General features: G+C 66.6%; 15 protein-coding genes. 9 read left to right on the plus strand and 6 right to left on the minus strand.

Features of this window, described 5'->3' with window-relative positions:
• Positions 1-12: 12 nt before the first annotated feature.
• The 3 genes from AC1DXS_RS00175 to glnE are packed head-to-tail and all read right to left on the minus strand — an operon-like array spanning position 13 to position 5,116.
• Positions 13-1,554 (minus strand): efflux transporter outer membrane subunit, encoded by a 1,542-nt coding sequence (locus AC1DXS_RS00175; protein WP_477735578.1) that lies wholly within the window; start codon positions 1,552-1,554, stop codon positions 13-15.
• The gene (locus AC1DXS_RS00180) at positions 1,541-2,299 is read right to left on the minus strand and encodes a CerR family C-terminal domain-containing protein (RefSeq protein ID WP_477735579.1); all 759 of its coding nucleotides are present in this window, start codon (positions 2,297-2,299) and stop codon (positions 1,541-1,543) included. The genes AC1DXS_RS00175 and AC1DXS_RS00180 overlap by 14 nt, the downstream gene beginning before the upstream one ends.
• A gap of 45 nt (positions 2,300-2,344) precedes the next feature.
• A complete protein-coding gene (glnE, locus tag AC1DXS_RS00185; RefSeq protein ID WP_477735580.1) occupies positions 2,345-5,116 on the minus strand; it encodes a bifunctional [glutamate--ammonia ligase]-adenylyl-L-tyrosine phosphorylase/[glutamate--ammonia-ligase] adenylyltransferase in 2,772 nt (923 codons plus the stop codon).
• Between the two features lie 73 nt (positions 5,117-5,189).
• On the opposite strand from glnE, the gene AC1DXS_RS00190 reads away from it, so the two are divergent.
• Genes AC1DXS_RS00190 through AC1DXS_RS00205 form a run of 4 tightly spaced genes read left to right on the plus strand, consistent with a single transcriptional unit; the run spans position 5,190 to position 12,931 of the window.
• On the plus strand, positions 5,190-9,404 hold the full coding sequence (locus AC1DXS_RS00190; RefSeq protein WP_477735581.1) for a YhdP family protein: 4,215 nt from the start codon (positions 5,190-5,192) through the stop codon (positions 9,402-9,404).
• A gap of 2 nt (positions 9,405-9,406) precedes the next feature.
• The gene (locus AC1DXS_RS00195; protein WP_477735582.1) at positions 9,407-10,213 is read left to right on the plus strand and encodes a carbon-nitrogen hydrolase family protein; all 807 of its coding nucleotides are present in this window, start codon (positions 9,407-9,409) and stop codon (positions 10,211-10,213) included.
• Between the two features lie 13 nt (positions 10,214-10,226).
• Positions 10,227-12,296 (plus strand): two-component system sensor histidine kinase NtrB, encoded by a 2,070-nt coding sequence (locus tag AC1DXS_RS00200; protein ID WP_477735583.1) that lies wholly within the window; start codon positions 10,227-10,229, stop codon positions 12,294-12,296.
• Between the two features lie 8 nt (positions 12,297-12,304).
• Complete coding sequence (locus tag AC1DXS_RS00205) at positions 12,305-12,931, plus strand: response regulator transcription factor (protein WP_477735584.1); 627 nt, start codon at positions 12,305-12,307, stop codon at positions 12,929-12,931.
• 15 nt (positions 12,932-12,946) lie between these two features.
• Here the strand turns inward: AC1DXS_RS00205 and AC1DXS_RS00210 are convergent, their stop codons facing one another.
• Positions 12,947-13,090, minus strand: coding sequence for a hypothetical protein (locus AC1DXS_RS00210; protein ID WP_477735585.1), 144 nt, complete (start codon positions 13,088-13,090; stop codon positions 12,947-12,949).
• Positions 13,091-13,148: 58 nt separating this feature from the next.
• Between AC1DXS_RS00210 and mltA the strand changes: the two genes are divergently transcribed.
• Positions 13,149-14,291 carry a murein transglycosylase A gene (gene mltA / locus AC1DXS_RS00215; RefSeq protein ID WP_477735799.1) on the plus strand — a complete coding sequence of 381 codons (1,143 nt, stop codon included), beginning with the start codon at positions 13,149-13,151 and terminating at the stop codon, positions 14,289-14,291.
• A gap of 18 nt (positions 14,292-14,309) precedes the next feature.
• Positions 14,310-14,636: a hypothetical protein gene (locus AC1DXS_RS00220; protein WP_477735586.1), complete on the plus strand. Its 327-nt coding sequence runs from the start codon at positions 14,310-14,312 to the stop codon at positions 14,634-14,636.
• Between the two features lie 8 nt (positions 14,637-14,644).
• On the opposite strand, the gene AC1DXS_RS00225 is transcribed toward AC1DXS_RS00220, so the two are convergent.
• Positions 14,645-15,304 carry a hypothetical protein gene (locus tag AC1DXS_RS00225; RefSeq protein WP_477735587.1) on the minus strand — a complete coding sequence of 220 codons (660 nt, stop codon included), beginning with the start codon at positions 15,302-15,304 and terminating at the stop codon, positions 14,645-14,647.
• A 182-nt stretch (positions 15,305-15,486) separates the two neighbouring features.
• On the opposite strand from AC1DXS_RS00225, the gene AC1DXS_RS00230 reads away from it, so the two are divergent.
• Positions 15,487-15,882 carry a hypothetical protein gene (locus tag AC1DXS_RS00230; RefSeq protein ID WP_477735588.1) on the plus strand — a complete coding sequence of 132 codons (396 nt, stop codon included), beginning with the start codon at positions 15,487-15,489 and terminating at the stop codon, positions 15,880-15,882.
• Positions 15,883-15,954: 72 nt separating this feature from the next.
• On the opposite strand, the gene AC1DXS_RS00235 is transcribed toward AC1DXS_RS00230, so the two are convergent.
• Positions 15,955-16,428 (minus strand): Lrp/AsnC family transcriptional regulator, encoded by a 474-nt coding sequence (locus AC1DXS_RS00235; protein ID WP_477735589.1) that lies wholly within the window; start codon positions 16,426-16,428, stop codon positions 15,955-15,957.
• A gap of 342 nt (positions 16,429-16,770) precedes the next feature.
• On the opposite strand from AC1DXS_RS00235, the gene AC1DXS_RS00240 reads away from it, so the two are divergent.
• Both AC1DXS_RS00240 and yajC read left to right on the plus strand, forming a co-directional pair.
• Complete coding sequence (locus AC1DXS_RS00240) at positions 16,771-20,337, plus strand: indolepyruvate ferredoxin oxidoreductase family protein (protein WP_477735590.1); 3,567 nt, start codon at positions 16,771-16,773, stop codon at positions 20,335-20,337.
• Between the two features lie 206 nt (positions 20,338-20,543).
• Positions 20,544-20,888, plus strand: coding sequence for a preprotein translocase subunit YajC (gene yajC / locus AC1DXS_RS00245; protein WP_477735591.1), 345 nt, complete (start codon positions 20,544-20,546; stop codon positions 20,886-20,888).
• The last annotated feature ends 79 nt before the right edge of the window (positions 20,889-20,967 follow it).

Below are 20,967 nucleotides of genomic sequence, written 5' to 3' on the forward strand. Positions count from 1 at the left end.
TGGGGTGGCGCCTCAGGGCGCGGTGATGGCGGCGGGGGTGAAGGGGGCTTCCACATCCGATACCAGGGGCGGGACCGGCGGCGCGGCCGTGGTCCAGCCGCCTCCCAGCGCCCGGTATAGCGCGACCCAGGCGCTGCGGCGTTCCCGCTGCAGCGCGACCACGTTGCTTTGCGCCGCCAGCAAGGTGCGGCGGGCGTCTTCAAGTTCGACCAGGCTGGCCAGCCCGCTCTTGTAGCGGGCCTCGGTGCCGGTGAACGAGGCGCGGTAGCCTTGCGCGGCAACCGCGGCGTCCTCGTTGCGCTCGGCGGTACTTTGCAGCTTGACCAGGGCTTCCTCCACCTCTTGCACGGCTTTGCGCACGCTGGCGCGGTACTGGGCCGCGGCATCTTCGTAGCGCGCCTTGGCGGCCTCCACATTGGCTTCGCTGGCGCCGCCGTCAAACAGCGGAACCGTCAGTTGCAGGGGCCCGACTGTCCAGGTGTCAAAACGCTGCGTGGAGGCGCTGGTGCGCGACTTGGTGGTGAAGACCGAGCCGCCCAGGCTCAGCCGGGGAAAGCGTTGCGCACGGGCGCTGCCCACTTCCAGGTGCGCGGCATCGACCTCGCGCGCCGCGTTGTAGATGTCGGGCCGTTGCGCCAGCACTTCGGCCGGCACGCCGAGGACGGGGGCCATGGATTCCTGCGTCAGGTCGACGGGGTTGGCCGCCAGCTTCTGGCGCAGCGTGGGCTCGTCAATCGCCGTCAGCGACACGAGCGCCTTGATGTCCAGGTCGCAGAGCGTGCGTTGCTGGATGGCGTTGCCGTGTCCTTCCGCGGCGCTGGCGCGGGCCAATGCCGCCGTGGCGGGCGCCTGGAAACCGGCCTTGGTGCTGAGGTCCGAGAGCCGCGCGGTTTCTGCCCGCGAGGCGGCGTCGGCGCGCGCGACCTCCAGCAATTTTTCGCAGGCGCGCAGGCTGTAGTACTGTGTCGCGACTTCAGCGGCCATCGACACACGCGCTGCATGCCACGTCGCCTGCGAGCCTTCAAAGCGCTGCTGGTCTGCGTCGCGGCTGGCCGCGTACTGGCCGAACAGGTCGATTTCCCAGGACGCCTGCAGGCCCGCCTCCAGCGTGGTGGCAATCGGCGGGGAAGCCGCGCGGTTGACGGGGGCAGAGCGCCCGCGGCTGGCGCTGCCGATGGCGTCCAGCGTGGGCAGCATCGCCGCCGCGGAGGCCGCGCGCGAAGCACGCGCTTGCTCGATGTTGGAGCGTGCCGTCGAGACACTGGGGCTGACGGCTTCAGCCGCCATGATCAGCTCGACCAGCAACGGGTCGTTTTGCTGCTCCCACCAGTGTGACAACCCCGCCAAACTGCCGTTGTGGGGCAGGGCTGCGGTGGTTCCCGGCACTGCGGCCGGCAAAGGCGCCTGCCACTGCGCAGGCACAGGGGCGGCCGGCGCGTTGTAGGTAAGGTCCGTGGCGCAGCCAGCCGACAGCAGCATGAAGGCGCCGGCCAGAAGTCCTGTGAGCCCGGGCGGCAGGCGGGACGGCTTGCGCCGGGGGTCAGTTTTGTTCATGGCTGATGGTTTTCTGGCGCGGCGTGCCGGCCGCGGAGGGTGCGGGAAGGTGCGTTCGGCGCGCCGTTTCCACGGCGACCATGGCTTCGGAATACCCCACCAGGCTGGCGGCCCACTGCTCCACGGCATCGGGCGCGCCGAACAGTTGGGGCCGGATCGCGTCCACCACCTCGCGGCTGATGAACATGTGGATCGCCAGGCCGGTGATGGAAAACGCCAGCCGATGCACCTCGTCGTCGGCTTTGGCGAGTCCCAGGTGGCGGCACAGCACCGTCACCAGGGCCGCATGCGCGGGTTTGATGCCCCTGTCGATCTCTTCCTCCCACAGGCCTGTGGGCTCCAGCATCTCGCGGAAATGCAGCCGGGTCGAAAGCTGCACCAGTTCACCCTGGCGCAAGGGCTCCAGGAAACCCGCGAAAAAACCTTCCAGCGACTGGCGCAGCGTGAAGTGCGGCTGGTCGTACAGCGCGATGTCGTCGCGCGCGCTGCCCAGCGGCTCGGTAAAGACGGCGCGGTACAGCCCCGCCTTGTCGCCGAAGTAGTAGCTGATGGCCGCCACGTTGGCGCCCGCCGCCTGGGCGATGTCGCGTATTGAGGTCTTGGCAAAACCCTTTTCGGAGAAAAGGCGCAGCGCTGCGTGCAAAAGGTGCGCCCGGGCGTGGGCGCCGTCGGATCGTTGCTTGCGCGATTCACCCTCAGCGCCGGCGGAGCGCGGGGTTGCTTTGGGGCTCGGATTGGCATTCATGTGCCCGCATTAGAGCACATGAGTCAAACAAATGATTGAATTAAATCAACTGTTTGATTTGAAGGTGGAAATCCACAGCTGCCGGATGGCGTCGCATTCCGCCTGGAGCGCCGGCGGGCTGACCTGGGTCGGCTCTTCATTGAGGCGCGCATGGTGCTGCACGCGCCGCAACTCGCGATAGGCCGCGGCGGCACGCTGGCCCACCGTGTGCGGCAGCAGGCCGGCCGCCTCGGCGCGCTGCAGCAGGGAAATGTTGCCCACATTGGCGATAAGTTCCGGATGCCGCGCGGATTCGGACAGCACCAGGAATTGCACCGCGAACTCGGCGTCCACCATGCCGCCGGGGCTGTGTTTCACGTCGAATTTGTCGCCCCGGACCGGGCGCGCGCTGCGCACCTTTTCGCGCATGGCGACGATCTCATTGCGCAGGGCCTGCGTGTCGCGCGGGGCGGTGATGACGGTCTCGCGCACCTGGTCAAAGCGCTGTCGCAGCGAGTCGCCGCCGAGCACGCAGCGCGCGCGCGTCATGGCCTGGTGTTCCCAGGTCCAGGCGGTATTGCTGCCGCGTTGCTGCTGGTAACGGGTATAGGCCTCGAAGCTCGTGACCAGCAGGCCGGAATTGCCATTGGGACGCAGGGCCGTGTCGATTTCAAACAGGTCGCCTTCCCCGGTCTTGATGGTCAGCCAGTTGATCAGCTTGCGCGCAAAGGCCGCATAGACCTCGGGTGCGCGTTCATCCTCGTCTTCATAAACAAACACGATGTCCAGATCGCTGCCGTAGCCGAGCTCCTTGCCGCCCAGCTTTCCGTAGGCAATGATGGCGAACTGCGGCGTTTCGCGGTGGCGGTTTTTCAGGCGCTGCCAGCACCAGCGGCTGGTGATGTCCAGCACGGCTTCGGCCAGTGCGCTCAGGTCGTCGGCCACCTGCTCGACCGTCAGCACGCCCTCCAGGTCGCGCGCCAGGGTGCGGAAGACCTCCGCATGATGGGCGCGGCGCAGCAGGTTCAGGCAGGTTTCCTCGTCGTCCTCCCCGGTGCTGCGCAGGGCCGCCAGCCGTTGTTCCGCATCGCGGGCGAACGCCGCGCCGTCAAAGCGCTCCTTGAGCAGTTCGTCGCTTGCCAGCTCGTCGATCACGCCGGGATGCTGCAGCAGGTAGCGCGCCGGCCACTTGGCCGCGCCCAGCAGGCGCAGCAGGCGTTCATGCACGGCCGGCCGTTCCAGCAGTAGCGCCAGGTAGCTTTCCCGCCTGAGCAGCGGCTCTATCCAGTCGATGATGCGCACCGCCGCCTCTTCGGTCACCGTGCCCTCGGCCAGCCAGGCGGCGGTGCGTTGCACAAGCCGCGTCAGGCGCGCGCGCGAATCCTCGCGCAGGGCCAGCACCCGGGGATGCTGGCGCCACTGCGCCAGGCGGTCGCGAAACTGTTCCGGCCATTGTTCCGAGAGCTGCTCCAGCAGGTCGTCGAGTTGCGGCTGCGCGGCCTTGGCCTTGCCGCCGCAGCCTTTGCAGTCGGCTTTGCCGCCCAGCAGCTTGTCGAACTCGCCGGCCACCAGTTCGCGGTGCGCGTCGAGTTCGCTGAGAAAAGGGCAGCAGTTGCCGTAGCCCAGCGTTTCGGCAATCCAGGCCAGGTCGTCGTCGCGCGTGGGCAGCACGTGGGTCTGCTGGTCGTCCAGATACTGGATGCGGTGCTCCACCCGGCGCAGGAAATCGTAGGCCCGCGCCAGCGCGTCGGCCGTGTCCTGCGGCATCAGGCCCGCGCGGGCCACGCGCTGCAGGGCGTCGACCGTCGGACGGGTGCGCAGCTCGGGAAACTGCCCGCCGCGCACCACCTGCAGCAGCTGCACAGTGAATTCGATCTCGCGTATGCCGCCGCGCGACATCTTGACGTCATTGGCTCGCTCGGGATGGCCGGCGCAGCGTTTGGCCGCATGCTCGCGGATCTGCCGGTGCAGGATGCGCAGCGCGTCGAACACGTTGTAGTCGAGGTAGCGCCTGAACACAAAGGGCAGCACCGAGCCGCGCAGTGCCTGCGCGGAACCGTCCTGTACGCACTCCAGCGGCGCCACCACGCGGCTTTTGAGCCAGGCAAAACGCTCCCATTCACGGCCCTGCGCCTGGAAATACTCCTCCAGCGCGTTGAGTGAGGCGGCAGCCGGGCCGGAATTGCCGTTGGGCCGCAGCGCCAGGTCCACACGGAAAACAAAGCCGTGCTCCGTCGCGTCGCCGATCAGGCTGAAGACGGCCTTGACCTGGTGCGCGAAATATTCGTGGTTGGAGATCTGCCCGCGGCCATCGCTGCGCCCCGCGGTTTCGCCGTCGTGGTCGTACACATAGATCAGGTCGATGTCGCTGGAGACATTGAGCTCGCGCGCGCCCAGCTTGCCCATGCCGACAACCCACATCCGGGCGGGGCCCCCGCCGGGCGCTTGCGGCGCGCCGTGCTGGGCATCGAGCAGGCGGGTCGATTCCTTCATCGCGACGTCGAGGGCCAGCTCCGCGAGCTCGGTCATGGCGCGCGTCACCACGGCCAGCGGCGCTTGCTGTTCACCGGCGCCGTCGCAATCCAGCACCACCAGCCTTTCCATCACCAGCTGGCGCAGCACCCGCAGCGCGGCGCCGATCTCCAGCCCCTGTGCAAGCAGCGCATCCAGGGCAATCTGCATACTCGGGCGCACGGGCGCGCCGGGGGGCAGCAGCGCAAGCCATTCGGCGTAGCGGCGGCGCACTCGCTGGACAAAGCGGGAATAGCCCGACGCGCCCGGTGTGGCCGGCCCGGCGGCGGCGGAGGAATCAGGGCTGGCGGTCGGGGCAACGGTCATCACACTACTTCACAAAACTTCATGGTCACCCGCCGGGCGCATACCGGCCCCGGCGGTCATAATTCTCAGGTCAATGGAGCCAACGATTCCCAGCCTGCCCACCCTGCCGCCGCGCCGCCTGCACTGGCTTGCCTTGATCCTGCGCATTTTGTTGTGGCTTGTCGGCGCGGCCTGGCTGCTCTTCGGCCTGAGCTGGTTCGTGCTGCATGGCTGGATTGTGCCGCGAATCGGCGAATTCCGTCCGCGCCTGGAAATAGAGGCCAGCAAGGCCTTGGGGGTGCCTGTGCGCATAGGCGGCATCACCGCGCATTCCCGTGGCATGATCCCTTCTTTCGAGCTCAGCGACGTCACCCTGCTGGACGCGCAGGGCCGTGAAGCCCTGAGGCTGCCGCGCGTGCTGGGCGCCCTGTCGCCCTCCTCGATCTGGGGGCTGGGCTTTGAGCAGATCTACATCGACAAGCCCGAACTGGACATACGCCGCGCCGCGGACGGGAAAATCTATGTGGGCGGGCTGGACGTCTCGCAGGACCGGGCCGGCGGGCAGAGCGCCGCGGCCGACTGGTTTTTTTCGCAAACCGAGTTCGCCATACGCGGCGGCACCGTGCGCTGGACCGACGAATTGCAGCGGGCGCCGCCACTGGCGCTCACGCAGGTGGACTGGGTCATGCGCAACGCGCGCCGCCGCCACCTGTTGCGTCTGGACGCCACGCCGCCGCCCGAATGGGGCGACCGCTTCAGCGTCAGGGGCATGTTCCGCCAATCGCTGCTGTCGGGCAACGCCGGCGACTTCGACGCCTGGACCGGGCAGTTGTTCGCCGAATTCGCCCGCGTGGACGCGTCGCGCATCCGGCAGTACGTCAGCGTGGACACGTTGGGCGTGGAACTGGCGCGCGGCAACGGCGCATTGCGCGCCTGGGCCGACGTCAGCAAGGGGCGCATCACCGGCGGAACGGCCGATGTGGCGCTGCGCGACGTCGACGCCCGCTTCGGCGCCAAGCTCCAGCCGCTGGCCTTTGAATCCGTTGCGGGCCGCGTGGGCGGGGGCCAGCGTGCCAACGGCTTTGACTTCAGCACCGAGGGGCTGCGCTTTCGCACCCGCGACGGCCTCCAGTGGCCGGGCGGCAATATGACTCTGGTGCACACCGGCGACGAGGCCGGCGCGCCGCAGCACACCGAACTCAAGGCTGACAAGCTCGACCTGGCCGCGCTCGCGCAGATTGCCAATCGCCTTCCGCTGGATGCCGGCACCCATGGGCTCATCGCTTCCTTCGCGCCCAAGGGGCTGGTGGAGGCCGTTGAGGCGCGCTGGCAAGGCCCCATCGCCGCGCCCAGTACCTATGCGGCGAAAGGCCGGGTAGCCGGCCTCAGCGTTGCCGCGCTGCCGGCCCCGGCCCCCGCGGCCTCCGCCCCGCACCCCACGCCCGGCAGGCCCGGCATCAGCGGCGCCGCGATTGACTTCGACCTCACGCAGGAAGGTGGGCAGGCCAAGGTCAGGATCGCCAACGGTGGGCTCGACCTGCCCGGGGTTTTCGAGGAATCGCTGGTGCCCTTCGATCAGTTGTCGGTCGATGCCCAATGGAAATTCTCGGGCCGCAAAATTGAGGCGCAACTGCGCAACCTGCAATTCGCCAATGCGGATGCCCAGGGCGAAGCGCAGGCCACCTGGCGCACCGAAGACGCGGCCGGCCCGGCGGCCGCCGCGGGCGGGCCCGATCACCGCTTTCCCGGTGTGCTCGACTTGCAGGGCAGCCTGAGCCGGGGCGACGGCGCGCGGGTGCACCGTTACCTCCCGCTGGTGTTGCCCGACCCGGTGCGCCACTATGTGCGTGACGCGGTGGTGCAGGGCCAGGTCGGCGACGTGAAGTTCAAGGTCAAGGGCCCGCTCGACCACCTGCCCTTTACCAATCCGGCGCAGGGCGAATTCCGGGTGTCCGCCAAAATCCGCAACGGCCACTTTGCCTACGTGCCCAAGACGGTGCAGCCGGCCGGCGCCGCACCGTGGCCGGCCCTCACCGAGCTGGGCGGCGAACTGGTCTTCAACCGCGCTTCCCTTGAGGTGAACGGCGCCAGCGGCAAAATCGCCGGCCTGCCGGGCCTGCAACTGGTCAAGGGCGAGGCCCGCATCCCGGACCTGACGCACGACTCGACGGTCAACGTGAACGTCGACATCAAGGGCGCGCTGGCTGATGCGCTGGGTTTCGTCAATCACTCGCCAGTTGGCGGCATGACCAGCCACGCGCTGGCTGCGGCCACGGCGACCGGCACGGGCGACTACCGCTTCCGGCTGGAGCTGCCCATCCATTCCATCGACAAATCGCGCGTCGAGGGCACCGTCACGCTGGCCGGCAACGATGTGCAGTTCGCGGCCGCCGCGCCCATGCTGTCCAAACTCAAGGGTGTCGTGAATGTCAGCGAGAAGGGCTTCTCCGTCGCCGGCGGCCAGGCAAGGCTGCTGGGCGGCGATGTACGCTTCGACGGCGGGCTGCGCTCGCAGCCGCGCGCGCCCGGCAGCATCGAGACGGAAACCGTCACGAACTTCAAGGCGCAGGGCAGCGTCACCGCCGAAGGGCTGCGCCAGGCCAAAGAATTGGGCCCGCTGGCACGCATGGCGCAAAACGCCAGCGGCAGCACCGCCTACACGGCAACCCTCGGGTTTCGCCGCGGCATGCCGGAACTGGCGATTTCCAGCAGCCTGCAGGGCATGGCGCTGAACCTTCCCGCGCCCCTGAACAAAACAGCCGATTCGGTCCTGCCGCTGCGCTTTGAAAACGCCTTGGTGCAGGCATCGATGGCCCCGGGGCAAAAGCTCGAAGACCAGTTGTCAGTCTCGATAGGCCGCGCCGCCAACATCGTCTATGTGCGCGACCTGAGCGGCGACCAGCCGCGCGTGCTGCGCGGCGGCATCGGCGTGGGGCTGGAGCCTGGCGAGACCGTCCCAATGCAGGAAAGCGGCGTGGCGGCCAACATCAACCTTGCCCATGTGGACCTTGACGCCTGGCAGAAGCTGTTGGGCGACTCCGCGGCCGGCGGCACGCTGCAGGCGGCCCCACCGGCGGCGTCCGCGGCGGCCAACCGTGCCGCCGTGAACGCCGCCATGAGCTACCTGCCGACCACCATGGCCATACGCGCCCGGGAACTGGTGGTAGAAGGGCGCAAGCTCAACAATGTGGTGGTCGGCGGCTCGCGCGAAGGGCTGACCTGGCGCGCCAATATCGACGCGACCGAGCTCAACGGCTATGTTGAATTCCGCCAGCCCGGCGGCATAGGCGCCGGGCGCGTCTACGCGCGGCTTTCGCGCATGAGCCTGGAGCCCGGCACGGCCAGCGAGGTGGAGGCCATCCTGAACGAGCAGCCGGCCAGCATCCCGGCCCTGGACATCGTGGTGGAAGACCTGGAACTGCGCGGCAAGAAGCTGGGGCGGGTCGAAATCGAGGCTGTCAACCGCGGCGCATCGGCCGCGGCGCGGGAGGGCGTGCGCGAATGGCGGCTCAACAAACTGAATGTGATCCTCCCTGAGGCCGTGCTGACTGCCAACGGCAACTGGGTGGCGCTGAACGCGCAGGCCGCCGCTGGTGCGGGCGCCAGCCGCGGCGCGCGCGCGGCCGCCGAGCGGCGCCGCACGGTGATGAATTTCAAGCTTGAAATCGCCGACTCGGGCGCCTTGCTCAAGCGCTTCGGCATGGGCGAGGTGATACGCCGCGGCAAGGGCAAGCTTGAAGGCCAGGTGGCCTGGGTGGGCTCGCCGCTCAGCTTCGACTATCCGTCCATGAGCGGGCAATTCAATGTCAGTGTCGAATCGGGGCAGTTCGTCAAGGCCGACCCGGGCATCGCCAAGCTGTTGGGCGTGCTGAGCCTGCAGTCGCTGCCGCGCCGGCTGGCGCTGGATTTCCGCGATGTGTTTTCCGAGGGCTTCGCCTTCGACTTCGTTCGCGGCGACGTCAACATCAACCAGGGCGTGGCCTACACCAACAACCTGCAGATGCGCGGCGTTAATGCCGCCGTGCTGATGGAAGGCTCCGCCGACATCGCCAAGGAGACGCAGGACATCAAGGTTGTGGTGGTGCCGGAAATCAACGCCGGCACGGCCTCGCTGATCGCCACCGCCATCAACCCGGCTATCGGGCTGGGCAGCTTCCTGGCGCAGATGTTTTTCCGGCGGCCGCTGATGCAGGCCGCCACCCAGGAGTTCCACATTGACGGCACATGGTCTGACCCCCGGGTCACCAAGCAGGACCGCAAGGCCCAGGCCGACAGCAAACCCACCCAGGCTGCCACGGAGACGCGCTGACCATGAAAGTAGCTGCTATTCAAATGGTGTCGGGCACCCGCATCGAGGATAACCTTGAGGTGGCGCGGCAGCTGCTCGGGCAGGCCGCGGCGCAGGGCGCCGAACTCGCGGTACTGCCCGAGTACTTCTGCATCATGGGCCGCAAGGACACCGACAAGCTGCAGTTCCAGGAGTCCCCCGGGCAAGGGCTCATCCAGGATTTCCTGAGCCGCGCGGCACGTGAACTCGGGCTGTGGATCGTGGGCGGCACCTTGCCCATGGCCACCGATGACCCGGCCCGCGCGCGCAACTGCTCGCTGGCCTACGCGCCTTCGGGCGAAAGCGCGGCCCGCTACGACAAGATCCACCTCTTTCGCTTTACCCAGGGCCACGAGGACTTCGACGAACGGCGGGTGCTGGAGCCCGGCTCGCAGCCGGTGCGTTTCGAACTGGCCTCGCGTGACGGCCACGTCTACACCATAGGCATGAGCGTCTGCTATGACCTGCGTTTTCCCGAGCTCTACCGCGCCCTGAAGGCCGATGTGCTGCTGGTGCCCAGTGCCTTCACCTATACCACCGGCCAGGCCCACTGGGAAATCCTGCTGCGCGCGCGGGCCATCGAAAACCAGGCCTACGTGCTGGCCGCGGCCCAGGGCGGCACCCATGAAAACGGCCGGCACACCTGGGGCCACACCATGGCCGTTGATCCCTGGGGCCAGATCCTGGCCGAACGCGAGGAGGGTGCCGGCGTCGTGATGGCCGAAGTCCTGGCGGCCAGCCTGCAGGGCGTGCGCGAACGCCTGCCGGCCTTGAGCCACCGCGTGCTGTGAGGAGCCGCCGGGCGTGAAGTTTCCACGTGTCAATGTGAGCCGGGCCAGCCGGCGCTGGGCACTGTGGGCCCTGCTGGTGGCATTGGTCGTGGCTTTGCTGGGCATCCTGATCTGGCTGGCGGGGCGCTACGAATCCAGCATGGTGCAAAGCCGTCTTGAGCACGATGCCGCCGAAACTGTCACCGACATCCGCTCGGGCCTCACGCGCAACATCCAGACCTTCCAGGCACTGCAGTCCGGCGAGCGCACGCCCGGGGCGTGGCATGCGCCGGCCGCCGAAGTGATGCGCGAGCATCGCGAGATCATGCGGCTCGAATGGCGCAGCGAGTCGCTCGAGGTGCTGGCTTTTGTCGAAACGCCCTACCGCACCTCGGTGTTCGAGAGGCTTGGCAGGGCCGGCATGCAGGCCGATGTGGCCCTGACCTGCACGGCGGCCCGGCGCCTGAGCGGCTCGGCTTATTCCACCAGCTATTTCATGCCACAGCCCGACGGCCTGGGGCTGGAGGTGCTGGACATGTGCCTGCCCATCGTGGTGTCCGGCCGCATCACCGGCTACACCGTCGCCACCTATTCGCTGCAGGACATCCTGGGTGAACTGGTGGGCCGGCAACTGGCGCGCGGCGTCGGCCTGTCTTTCACCGAGGCCGACGGCACGCGGCTGGCGTTGCACGGTGTGCCCTCGCGCGGCAACCGCATCTACATCGCGCAGCAGCTGCTGGACCTGCCGGGCAACACGCTGGTCGTGCGCATGGAAAGCCGGCTGGGCACGCCGGCCCTGTTCCCCAACGTGCTGACCGCGCTCGTGACCGCGATGTCGCTGGCCTTGATGGCGGTGCTCTTCCTGCTGGCCCGGGACATGCGCCGCAGGCTCAAGGTCGAGCACGACCTGGGCGAGGCGCTGGCCTTTCGCAAGGCCATGGAGGACTCGGTGCTCACGGGGCTGCGCGCGCGCGACCTGCAGGGCCGCATCACCTATGTGAACCCGGCGTTTTGCAAGATGGTGGGTGTCGAGGCCAAGGATCTGCTGAACCAGAGTTTTCCTTCGCCCTACTGGCCGCCCGAGCTTGCCGGCGTCTACCAGCAGCGCCAGGAAATCCGGCTGGCGGGCAGCAACCTGCCGCGCGAAGGCCACGAATCGGTGTTCATGCGGCGCGACGGCACGCGCTTTCCGGTGCTGATCATGGAAGCGCCGCTGATCAACGCGGTGGGCAAGCACACCGGCTGGATGAGCGCCATCCTGGACGTCAGCGAGCAGCGCCGCGTCGAGGAGCTCTCGCGCGCCAGCCAGGATCGCCTGCAGGCCACCGCCAGGCTGGCCATGGTGGGCGAAATGGCCTCGCTGCTGAGCCATGAGCTCAACCAGCCGCTGGCGGCCATTTCGAGCTACGCCACCGGTTCGCTCAACCTGCTGCAGGAAGAAACCGGCGCGGCCGCGCCGACGCCGGCTCCGCTGTCCGAAGACCTGCAGCAGGCCATGCGCCGTATCGCCGAGCAGGCCGAGCGCGCCGGCAAGGTCATCAAGAGCGTGCACGACTTCGTGCGCCGGCGCGACCAGGTGCGCGAGGCCGTGCCGCCGCGCGCGCTGCTCGATGCCATCATGCCGCTGGTGAGCCTGCAGGCTCGCAAGCTGGGCGTGCGGGTTGTGATTGAGGTCGACGAAGCCTGCGAGCCCGTGCTGTGCGACCGCACCATGGTCGAGCAGGTGCTTCTGAATCTTTCGCGCAACGGCATGCAGGCCATGCAGGGCCCGGTCGAAGGCGTGCAGCCGAGCGGCCCGGCACAGGTCGAAAAGGTGCTGACCCTGCGCATACGCCCGGCGGCCTCCAACGCGCACAGCCGCTGGGTCGAGTTCGCGGTCATCGATCGCGGCGAAGGCATTCCCGGCGACGTCGCGGAACGCCTGTTCACGCCTTTTTTCACCACCAAGGAAGAAGGCATGGGCCTGGGTCTCAGCCTTTGCCGCACTGTCATAGAGCAGCACGGTGGTTTCCTCGGATTTGAAGCGGCCGAGCCGCAGGGTACGATTTTCAGTTTCACCCTGCCCGCGGCGCCGGCCCGGGACGCCGAACCACCGCAAGCCTGAAGGACACCATGGAACCCATTCACAATGCCACGGTCTACATCGTCGACGACGACGCCAGCGTGCGCGACGCGCTGGCCTGGCTGCTGCGTTCGCGCCGCCTGCTCAGCGAAACCTTCGACAGTGCCGAGGCCTTCGACGCGCGGGTGTCAAAAGGCTTTGACGTGCGCTCGCCTTCCTGCGTGCTGCTGGACGTGCGCATGGCGGGACTGAGCGGCCTGGCCATGTTTGAAAAACTCATCGGTTACGGCCTGCTGCCGACCCTGCCGGTGATTTTTCTGACCGGCCATGCCGACGTTCCCACCGCCGTTGATGCCGTCAAACGCGGCGCCTTTGATTTTTGCGAAAAACCGTTCTCGGACAACGCGCTGGTGGACCGCATCGAGCAGGCGCTCAAGCATTCCGCCGCCGCGCTGGCGCAGCACAGCGAATCCACCGGGCTGCAGGCCCGCATTGACGGCCTCACCGACCGCGAGCGCGACGTGATGCGGCTGGTGGTGGGCGGCCTGCCCAACAAGCTGGTCGCGGACCAGCTGGACATCAGCGTGCGCACCGTGGAGGTTCACCGCGCGCGGGTCTTTGACAAAATGGGTGTCAAATCGGCGGTGGAGCTCGCCAACCTGCTGCGCAATCTGTAGTGCCGCAGGCGCGGCTTAGTCCTTGCGGGATTCCGCGTCGGGCGCCGGTTGTTCCGGGTCCTTCAGCTCGCCGTTCTTGCGGCCTGAAAACATCGTCCACCACACAATGAACACCAGCAGCAGCAGTGCCCCCAGGGCTTCCAGCAAAAGTAAGGCCATGACATTTCCTTCGATACCGTCGATACGCGCCAGCCATGAGAGCCGCTCCATGCGTCCCATGCGCTTCTTGCAGATGGGAGCGATTATCTCCATCGCGGTTTTGCTGGCCTCTTGCGCCAGCCCGCCGCTGCCGCCAGCATCACCGGGAGAGCCCACCTCGGCAGGTAGCCGTCCCGGCGATTCGGGCCCCCTGCCCGCGTCCATGCTGCAAGGCAAAAGCCGCTGGGTCGCGGTGCGCTGGGCCGAGCTGCCCGGTTTTGAAGACGACCAGCTGTTCGAGGGCTGGAACGCCTGGCTCAAGAGCTGCGAGCGGCCGGGTCCGGTATTTGCGCCGCTGTGCGCCGAGGTCCGGCGCTTGAGCATCGCCTCCGCCGAAGAGCAGCGCAACTGGATGGTGAGCCGGCTGCAGCCCTACCGTGTCGAAAGCCTGCAGGGTGCGGCCGACGGGCTGCTGACCAGTTATTACGAGCCCGTGCTCAAGGCCAGCCGCCAGGCCGGCGCAGGCTATGAAGTGCCGCTGTACCGCCCGCCGGCCTCTTTGGCCAGCCGCAAACCGTGGTTCTCGCGCCAGGAGATCGATACCTCGCCCGAAGCGAAGTCGGCGCTGCGCGGCCGCGAGATCGCCTGGCTGGCCGACCCGGTCGAGGCGATGTCGCTGCATATCCAGGGCTCGGGCCGGCTCAGCCTGACCGAGCCCGATGGCTCCCAGCGCATGGTGCGCGTGGCCTATGCCGGCTCCAACGAGCAGCCTTTTCGCAGCGTCACCCAGTGGTTGCTGGACCAGGGTGAAGGCCGCATGACGGCGCCCTGGGTGGAGTCCACCAAGGCCTGGGCCGCGAAAAACCCGCCGCAGCGCGTGCAGCAAATGCTCTGGAGCAACCCGCGCTACACCTTTTTCCAGGAGCAACCGCTGAGCGAGCTCGACGCCGCTTTCGGGCCCAAGGGCGCGCAGGGTGTCGCGCTCACGCCGGGACGCTCCATCGCGGTTGACCCGGGCAGCATTCCTTATGGCACGCCGGTGTGGCTGGCCTCGCGAGGCGGGGCCGGCAGCCTGCAAAAACTGGTGCTGGCCCAGGACACCGGCAGCGCCATTGTGGGCGCGGTGCGGGCCGATTACTTCGCCGGTACCGGACCCGAGGCCGGCCAGTTCGCCGCGCGCATGAACCAGCCGCTGCGGCTGTGGGTGCTCTGGCCCCGCTGAACCATCTCAGGAGCCATCATGAACAAGCCATGGAATATCTGTGCGGCGCTGCTGGCCGCGGCGGCATTGGGCGGCTGCGCCGGCGGCAACTGGCAGGCCGACGGCCCGCTGTACCGCTGCGAGCACGGGATTGAGTTCCGCGTCAAATTCATCGACGACAGCGCGCTGCTGGAAGGCCCCGGCGGCCGGGATCTGCTCCAGCGCGATGCCGGCGGCGAGGGGCCGCGCCAGACGGTTTACAGCAACCCGCGCATGCGCGCCGAGTTCGGCTTGGGCGCCAGCGGGCGCGAGGCGGTGCTGCGGTATCCCCTGCTGCCCCTCGTAGCGCGCTGCGTGCGCGACTGAATTCTCATTTAACGCACGGAGAGGCGGACCTCGACCCGCATCCCATCCCGCCGTGTGGACTGCCGGCTGTCTGCGATGCCGCTGCTGTTGCCCGCGCTCGCGTCGTCGGACTCCGCCACGGTCACCCATTCCCCGAGGCGCACGCTCACCGAGGTGTTGGTGGACGAGGAGGACAAGGGTGCCATCGGCGACGACCCCGTGCGGCTGGCCTGACCGGCCGCAAGTTCCAGCTCCACACTGTCGCCGCCGTACCAGATGGGCCGGGCTGAAAAGCCGCTGTTGGCATCGATGAACACGGTGGCCGCCTGGCGCCCCTGCACCAGCCGCAGCGGCTGGCTGTTGCCCACGTTGATGTTGGCGGGGCGGCCGTTTAGGACCAGTATGCGCTGCACCATGTCGCGCGTATCGCTGCGCTGGCTGTCCTGCGCCGTGATGTGGGCATTGGCGCCCGATCGGCCCGGCTGCAGCACGACGCCGCCCTGCGCGCCCAGGGCACTTTGGGAGCGCAGGCTGCTGCCGGCCTGGCGTACCTCGATCTGCAGGTTGCGCATCGGGAGTGTTTCGGGACCTGCGCCCGAAGTGGGCGACGGCTGGGCCATCAGCCAGGCAGGGGCGAATGTGAATGGCGCCAGGCACAGGGCGCAAAAGATGTTGCGGAATTTCGTCATGGTGATCTCCATGGGCAGCTGGGATAAGGGCAGGGGAAGGAGCGTTGCCACGGTGCAAGGGCGCCTTCATTTAAAAAGGGGCGCTTTCCTCTCAAGGCAAGCTAACATGGTACTGAAGTCCGCTGTTCCTCCGCCGCTTCACACCGTCAAGGGTTGTGAGCGCCATGTCAAACCCGTATCCCATGAGCCCAAAAGCAAAAGTTATCGCCTGGATTTTCGGCATTCTTGCAGCGTATGCCGCCAGCGTCGGCGTGGGCGCCTATCGCATCGTCTCTTCGGAAATGTTTCCCCTGGCCGAGAAAGGGTTGGCGGCCTACCTTGTTGCCACCCAATCCAGCGAGGCCAACAAGCCGATTCACTTCAAGTGGTGGTCGTCCTGGTTCTTCAAAAACAGCACTTCGGATGGGCTGGCGCAGTTTTTACTCTGCACCTCTTCTTCGGCCTCGCATTGCCACACCATCATCGCCTACGGGGCTGAAGGTATGTGGTACATCAATGTGGAGGGCCACCTGGTCGACGTCGACAAGTGGCGGGTTCCGGCAGACGGCAAGCGGGTGAGCCCGCAAGCGCCGTCTTAGACCTGAAGGCCGCGGCGTGCGTGAACGCCATCCGGTCATTCTGTCCCCCTCCCAAGCGCCGTGTGCAGGGCATCAGGCTAGGTGCCCCAGCGGCAGCGCGCTGCTGGCCTTGACCTCGCCCAATGAAAAACTGGTGTGCAGGTCTTTGACGTTGGGCAGGTTGATCAGGTTTTGCAGCGCGAACTTGCTGAAGGCCTCCAGGTCCTGCGCCACCACCTGCAGCTCAAAGGTGCCGGTGCCGCTGATGTAGTGGCAAGAGACGATTTCCGGCAGCTTTTTAATGGCCTCCTCCAATTGCCGCGTGGCGTCGCCGTTGTTGCGGTCGGCGTCCAGCCGCACAAAGGCCAGCACGCCCAGGCCAATTTTGTGGCGGTTGATCTCGGCCCGGTAGCCGGTGATGAAACCGCTTTCTTCCAGGGCCCGAACGCGTCGCCAGCAGGGTGCGGCCGACAGGCCCACGCGCGAGGCCAGTTCGGTGTTGGTCAGCCGCGCATCGCGCTGCAACTCGTTCAGGATGGCGATGTCAAACTTATCTAATGTTTCCATATTTGCTATTTTGCAGCAAGATTCTTTCTGGAAGTGGGCCAAATAGGGCAAACAAAGCAAAGACATATCAGGGCCGGCGGCATACACTTTGCATGCATATAGAGGGCTGGCCCTAACCGGGTCTGGTCTTCCCCAAAGCCCGCCCACAAGGCGGTATCAAAAACAGTCCTGGAGACCCACGAAGATGAATGCGCCCCTACCTGACCATATCCGCAAGGCCCTGGAGACAGTGACCCTGGACGAAAACCCGCAAAGCGGGTTTCGCCGAAGGCACAAATACTCAGGCGGCGAAGCCGGCTGTGCTGGATTTGTGGTCGAGCTCGTTCGCATGGGAGATGTCGCATGAATGCCCCACTTCCTGAGCACATCCGCAGGGCGCTAGAGACCGTCACGCTCGACGACAAATACAGCCTGGATCACGGCCGTGCCTTTATGAGTGGTGTCCAGGCGCTGGTACGCCTGCCCATGCTGCAGCGCACGCGAGATGCCATCGAGGGCTTGAATACGGCGGGTTTTGTCAGCGGCTACCGCGGCTCGCCGCTGGGCGGCTATGACCAGGCGTTGTGGGCCGCCAAAAAGCACCTGGCGGCGCAGAACATCGTGTTCCAGCCCGGTGTGAACGAAGAGCTGGGCGCCACCGCCGTCTGGGGCACCCAGCAACTGGACCTGTACCCGCAAAGCAAGAAATTCGACGGTGTGTTCGGCATCTGGTACGGCAAAGGCCCGGGCGTGGACCGCTGCTCGGACGTCTTCAAGCATGCCAACATGGCCGGCACCGCGAAACACGGCGGCGTAATCGCCATCGCCGGTGACGACCATGTCTCCAAGAGCTCCACCGCCGCCCACCAGAGCGACCACATCTTCAAGGCCTGCGGCCTGCCGGTGTTCTTCCCGTCCAATGTGCAGGACATCCTGGACATGGGCCTGCATGCGTTTGCCATGAGCCGCTTTTCGGGCGTCTGGTCGGGCATGAAAACCATCCAGGAAGTCGTGGAGTCATCGAGCTCCATCCTGGTCGACCCGGACCGCGTGAAGATCGTTATCCCTGAAGATTTTGAAATGCCGCCCGGCGGCTTGCACATTCGCTGGCCCGACGCGCCGCTGGAGCAGGAAGCGCGGCTGATGGACTACAAATGGTATGCGGCGCTCGCGTACATCCGCGCCAACAAGCTCAACTACAACGTCATCGCCGGGCCCAAAGACCGCTTCGGCCTGATCGCCAGCGGCAAGGCCTTCAACGACACGCGCCAGGCACTGGCCGACCTCGGCCTGGATGAGCCAACCTGCCACCAGCTGGGCATACGCCTGCACAAGGTCAACGTGGTCTGGCCGCTGGAGGCCACCATCACGCGCGACTTCGCCGAAGGGCTGCAGGAAATCCTGGTGGTGGAAGAAAAACGCCAGGTCATCGAATACCAGATCAAGGAAGAGCTCTACAACTGGCGCGCCGACGTGCGGCCCAATGTGCTGGGCAAGTTCGACGAGCCCGAAGGCGACCAGTCGGGCGGTGAATGGGGCCGCTCCAACCCGAGCGACAACTGGCTGCTGCGCGCCAAGGCCGACCTGACGCCGGCCATCATCGCCAAGGCGATCGCCAAGCGCCTGAAAAAGCTGGGCGTGCCGGCCGACGTGGTCTCGCGCATGGACGAGCGCCTGGCCGTGATCGAGGCGCGTGAACGCGCCCTGGCCGAAGCCAAGGCCGACACCGGCGAGCGCGCCCCCTGGTTTTGCAGCGGATGCCCGCACAACACCAGCACGCGCGTGCCCGAAGGCTCGCGCGCCGTGGCCGGCATCGGCTGCCACTACATGGCCACCTGGATGGACCGCTCCACCTCCACCTTTACCCAGATGGGCGGCGAAGGCGTTACCTGGGTGGGCCAGGCGGCCTTCACGACCGACGCGCACATCTTTGCCAACCTCGGCGACGGCACCTACTTCCACAGCGGGCTGCTGGCGATACGCCAGGCCATCGCCTCGGGTGTGAACATCACCTACAAGATTCTTTACAACGACGCGGTCGCCATGACCGGCGGCCAGCAGGTCGGCGAGCGGCCCGAGGGCCACTCGGTGCTGCAGATCATGCAAAGCCTGCGCGCCGAAGGCGTGGCCAAGCTGGTGATCGTTACCGACGAGCCGCAAAAATATGACGGCGCTCCTTTGCTGGACGGCGTGACGGTGCACCACCGCGACGAGCTGGACCGCATCCAGCGCGAGTTCCGCGAGATCAAGGGCACGACCGCCATCATTTACGACCAGACCTGCGCGACCGAGAAACGCCGGCGCCGCAAACGCGGCACCCTGGTGGACCCGGAAAAGCGCGTGGTGATCAATGAGCTGGTCTGCGAAGGCTGCGGCGACTGCTCGGTGCAGTCCAACTGCCTGTCGGTGGAGCCGCTGGAAACCGAATTCGGCCGCAAGCGCCGCATCAACCAGAACACCTGCAACAAGGACTATTCCTGCGTGAAGGGTTTTTGCCCCAGCTTCATCACCGTCGAGGGTGGGCAGTTGAAGAAGCCGAAAAAAGAAAAGAAGGGCGGCGTCTCCGGTCTGCCGCCTGTCCCCGAACCGGTGCTGCCCGTGGCGGAGCACGCCTGGGGCATCGTCGTGGGCGGCGTGGGCGGCACTGGCGTTATCACCGTCGGCCAGTTGCTGGGCATGGCGGCGCACATGGAAGGCAAGGGCGTGGTCACGCAGGACGCGGGTGGCCTGGCGCAAAAGGGTGGCGCCACCTGGAGCCACATCCAGATCGCCAACCGGCCCGAAGCGATTTACACCACCAAGGTGGACACCGCCAAGGCCGACCTGGTCATAGGCTGCGACCCCATCGTGGCTGCCAGCAAGTACACGCTGACCGTCATGCAGCCGGGCCGGACCTACGTGGCCATGAACTCGCACGGCACGCCGACGGCCGCCTTCGTGAAGAACCCGGCCTGGCAGTTTCCCGGCGGCAATTGCGAAAACGCCGTGACTGCCGCAGTGGGCACTGACTTGCTGGGCAGCTTCGATGCCGAGCAGGTGGCGGTGCAACTGGTGGGCGACTCGATTTACACCAACCCGCTGATGCTGGGCTTTGCCTGGCAAAAAGGGCGTGTGCCGCTGTCGCATGCCGCGCTGATGCGGGCGATCGAGCTCAACGGCGTGCAGGTCGACAACAACAAGGCGGCCTTTGAATGGGGCCGTCGCTGCGCGCACGACCTGGCATCGGTCCAGGCACTGTTCAAGGCGGCGCAGGTCATCGAGTTCGTGAAAAAGCCGGCCCTGGCTGAAATGCTGGCCAAGCGGGTGGACTTTCTCACGGCCTACCAGAATGCCGCTTATGCGCAGGCTTACCAGTCCTTTGTTGAACAGGTGCGAGGCGCCGAAGCGGTGCTGGGCAAAACGGCGCTCACCGAAGCTGTTGCGCGCTACCTCTTCAAGTTGATGGCCTACAAAGACGAGTACGAAGTGGCGCGCCTGCACACGGACACGGCCTTCCTGGGCAAGGTCAACGCCATGTTCGAAGGCGACTTCAAGCTGAATTACCACCTGGCGCCGCCCCTGATCGCATCCAAAAACGAGAAGGGCGAGCTGCAGAAGAAGCAGTTCGGCCCCTGGATGCTGGGCGCGTTCAAGGTGCTGGCCCGCCTGAAGGGCCTGCGCGGCACGCCGCTGGATGTGTTTGGCCGCACCGAGGAGCGGCGCACGGAGCGCGCCCTGATCGAGGAATACAAGGCCAGCCTGCAGGAAGTGCTGGCGGGGCTGACGGCTGAAAACCACACCACGGCGGTGGAAATCGCCCGGATTCCCGAAATGATCAAGGGTTATGGCCACGTCAAGGCGCGTCACCTGGCCGCCGCGCGGCCGCAGTGGGCTGCCTTGATGCAAGCCTTTCGTAACCCCGGATCTACCGTCCAGCGGAAAGCGGCCTGAGTGCCATCGGCCGTTTCTCCCCGTGAGGGCCCCCCGGCAAGTCCGAGGGCGGCACCTTGCACGTAAACCCGGCTTGAAAAGCCCCTGGCGCGCGCCAGTTACCCCCTGGTGCGGCTGCCCCGCCGCATACAATCGTGGACTTCGCGCCTCGTCCGTGCTGGACGGCGCGCGCGCCAGTGTGTTTTTACTATGTTGTGGAGTTAGCCGTGTTCATTTCTTCCGCCTTTGCCCAAACCGCTCCCGCTGCAGCCGCCGGTGGTGACAACGTGATGTCCTCGCTGACGGGCATGCTCCCCCTGGTGCTGATGTTTGTGGTGCTGTACTTCGTCATGATCCGCCCGCAGATGAAGAAGCAGAAAGAGCACCGCGCCATGATCGACGCGCTGGCCAAGGGCGATGAAGTCGCGACGGCCGGCGGCCTGCTCGGCAAGGTCACCAAGCTGGGCGATGTCTACCTGACCCTGGAACTGGCCCCCGGCGTTGAGGTCCAGTTGCAGCGCAGCGCCATCATCCAGGTCCTGCCCAAGGGCGCGATCGGCACCGCCAAGTAAATTCACAAGGCCCTTGTGAAGATCCACGGGGGCTTGCGGTATATCGGGGCTGCTGCTTGATGCGGGCGCCCCTTTTGTT

This window comes from Polaromonas sp. P3_B1, assembly GCF_056402935.1.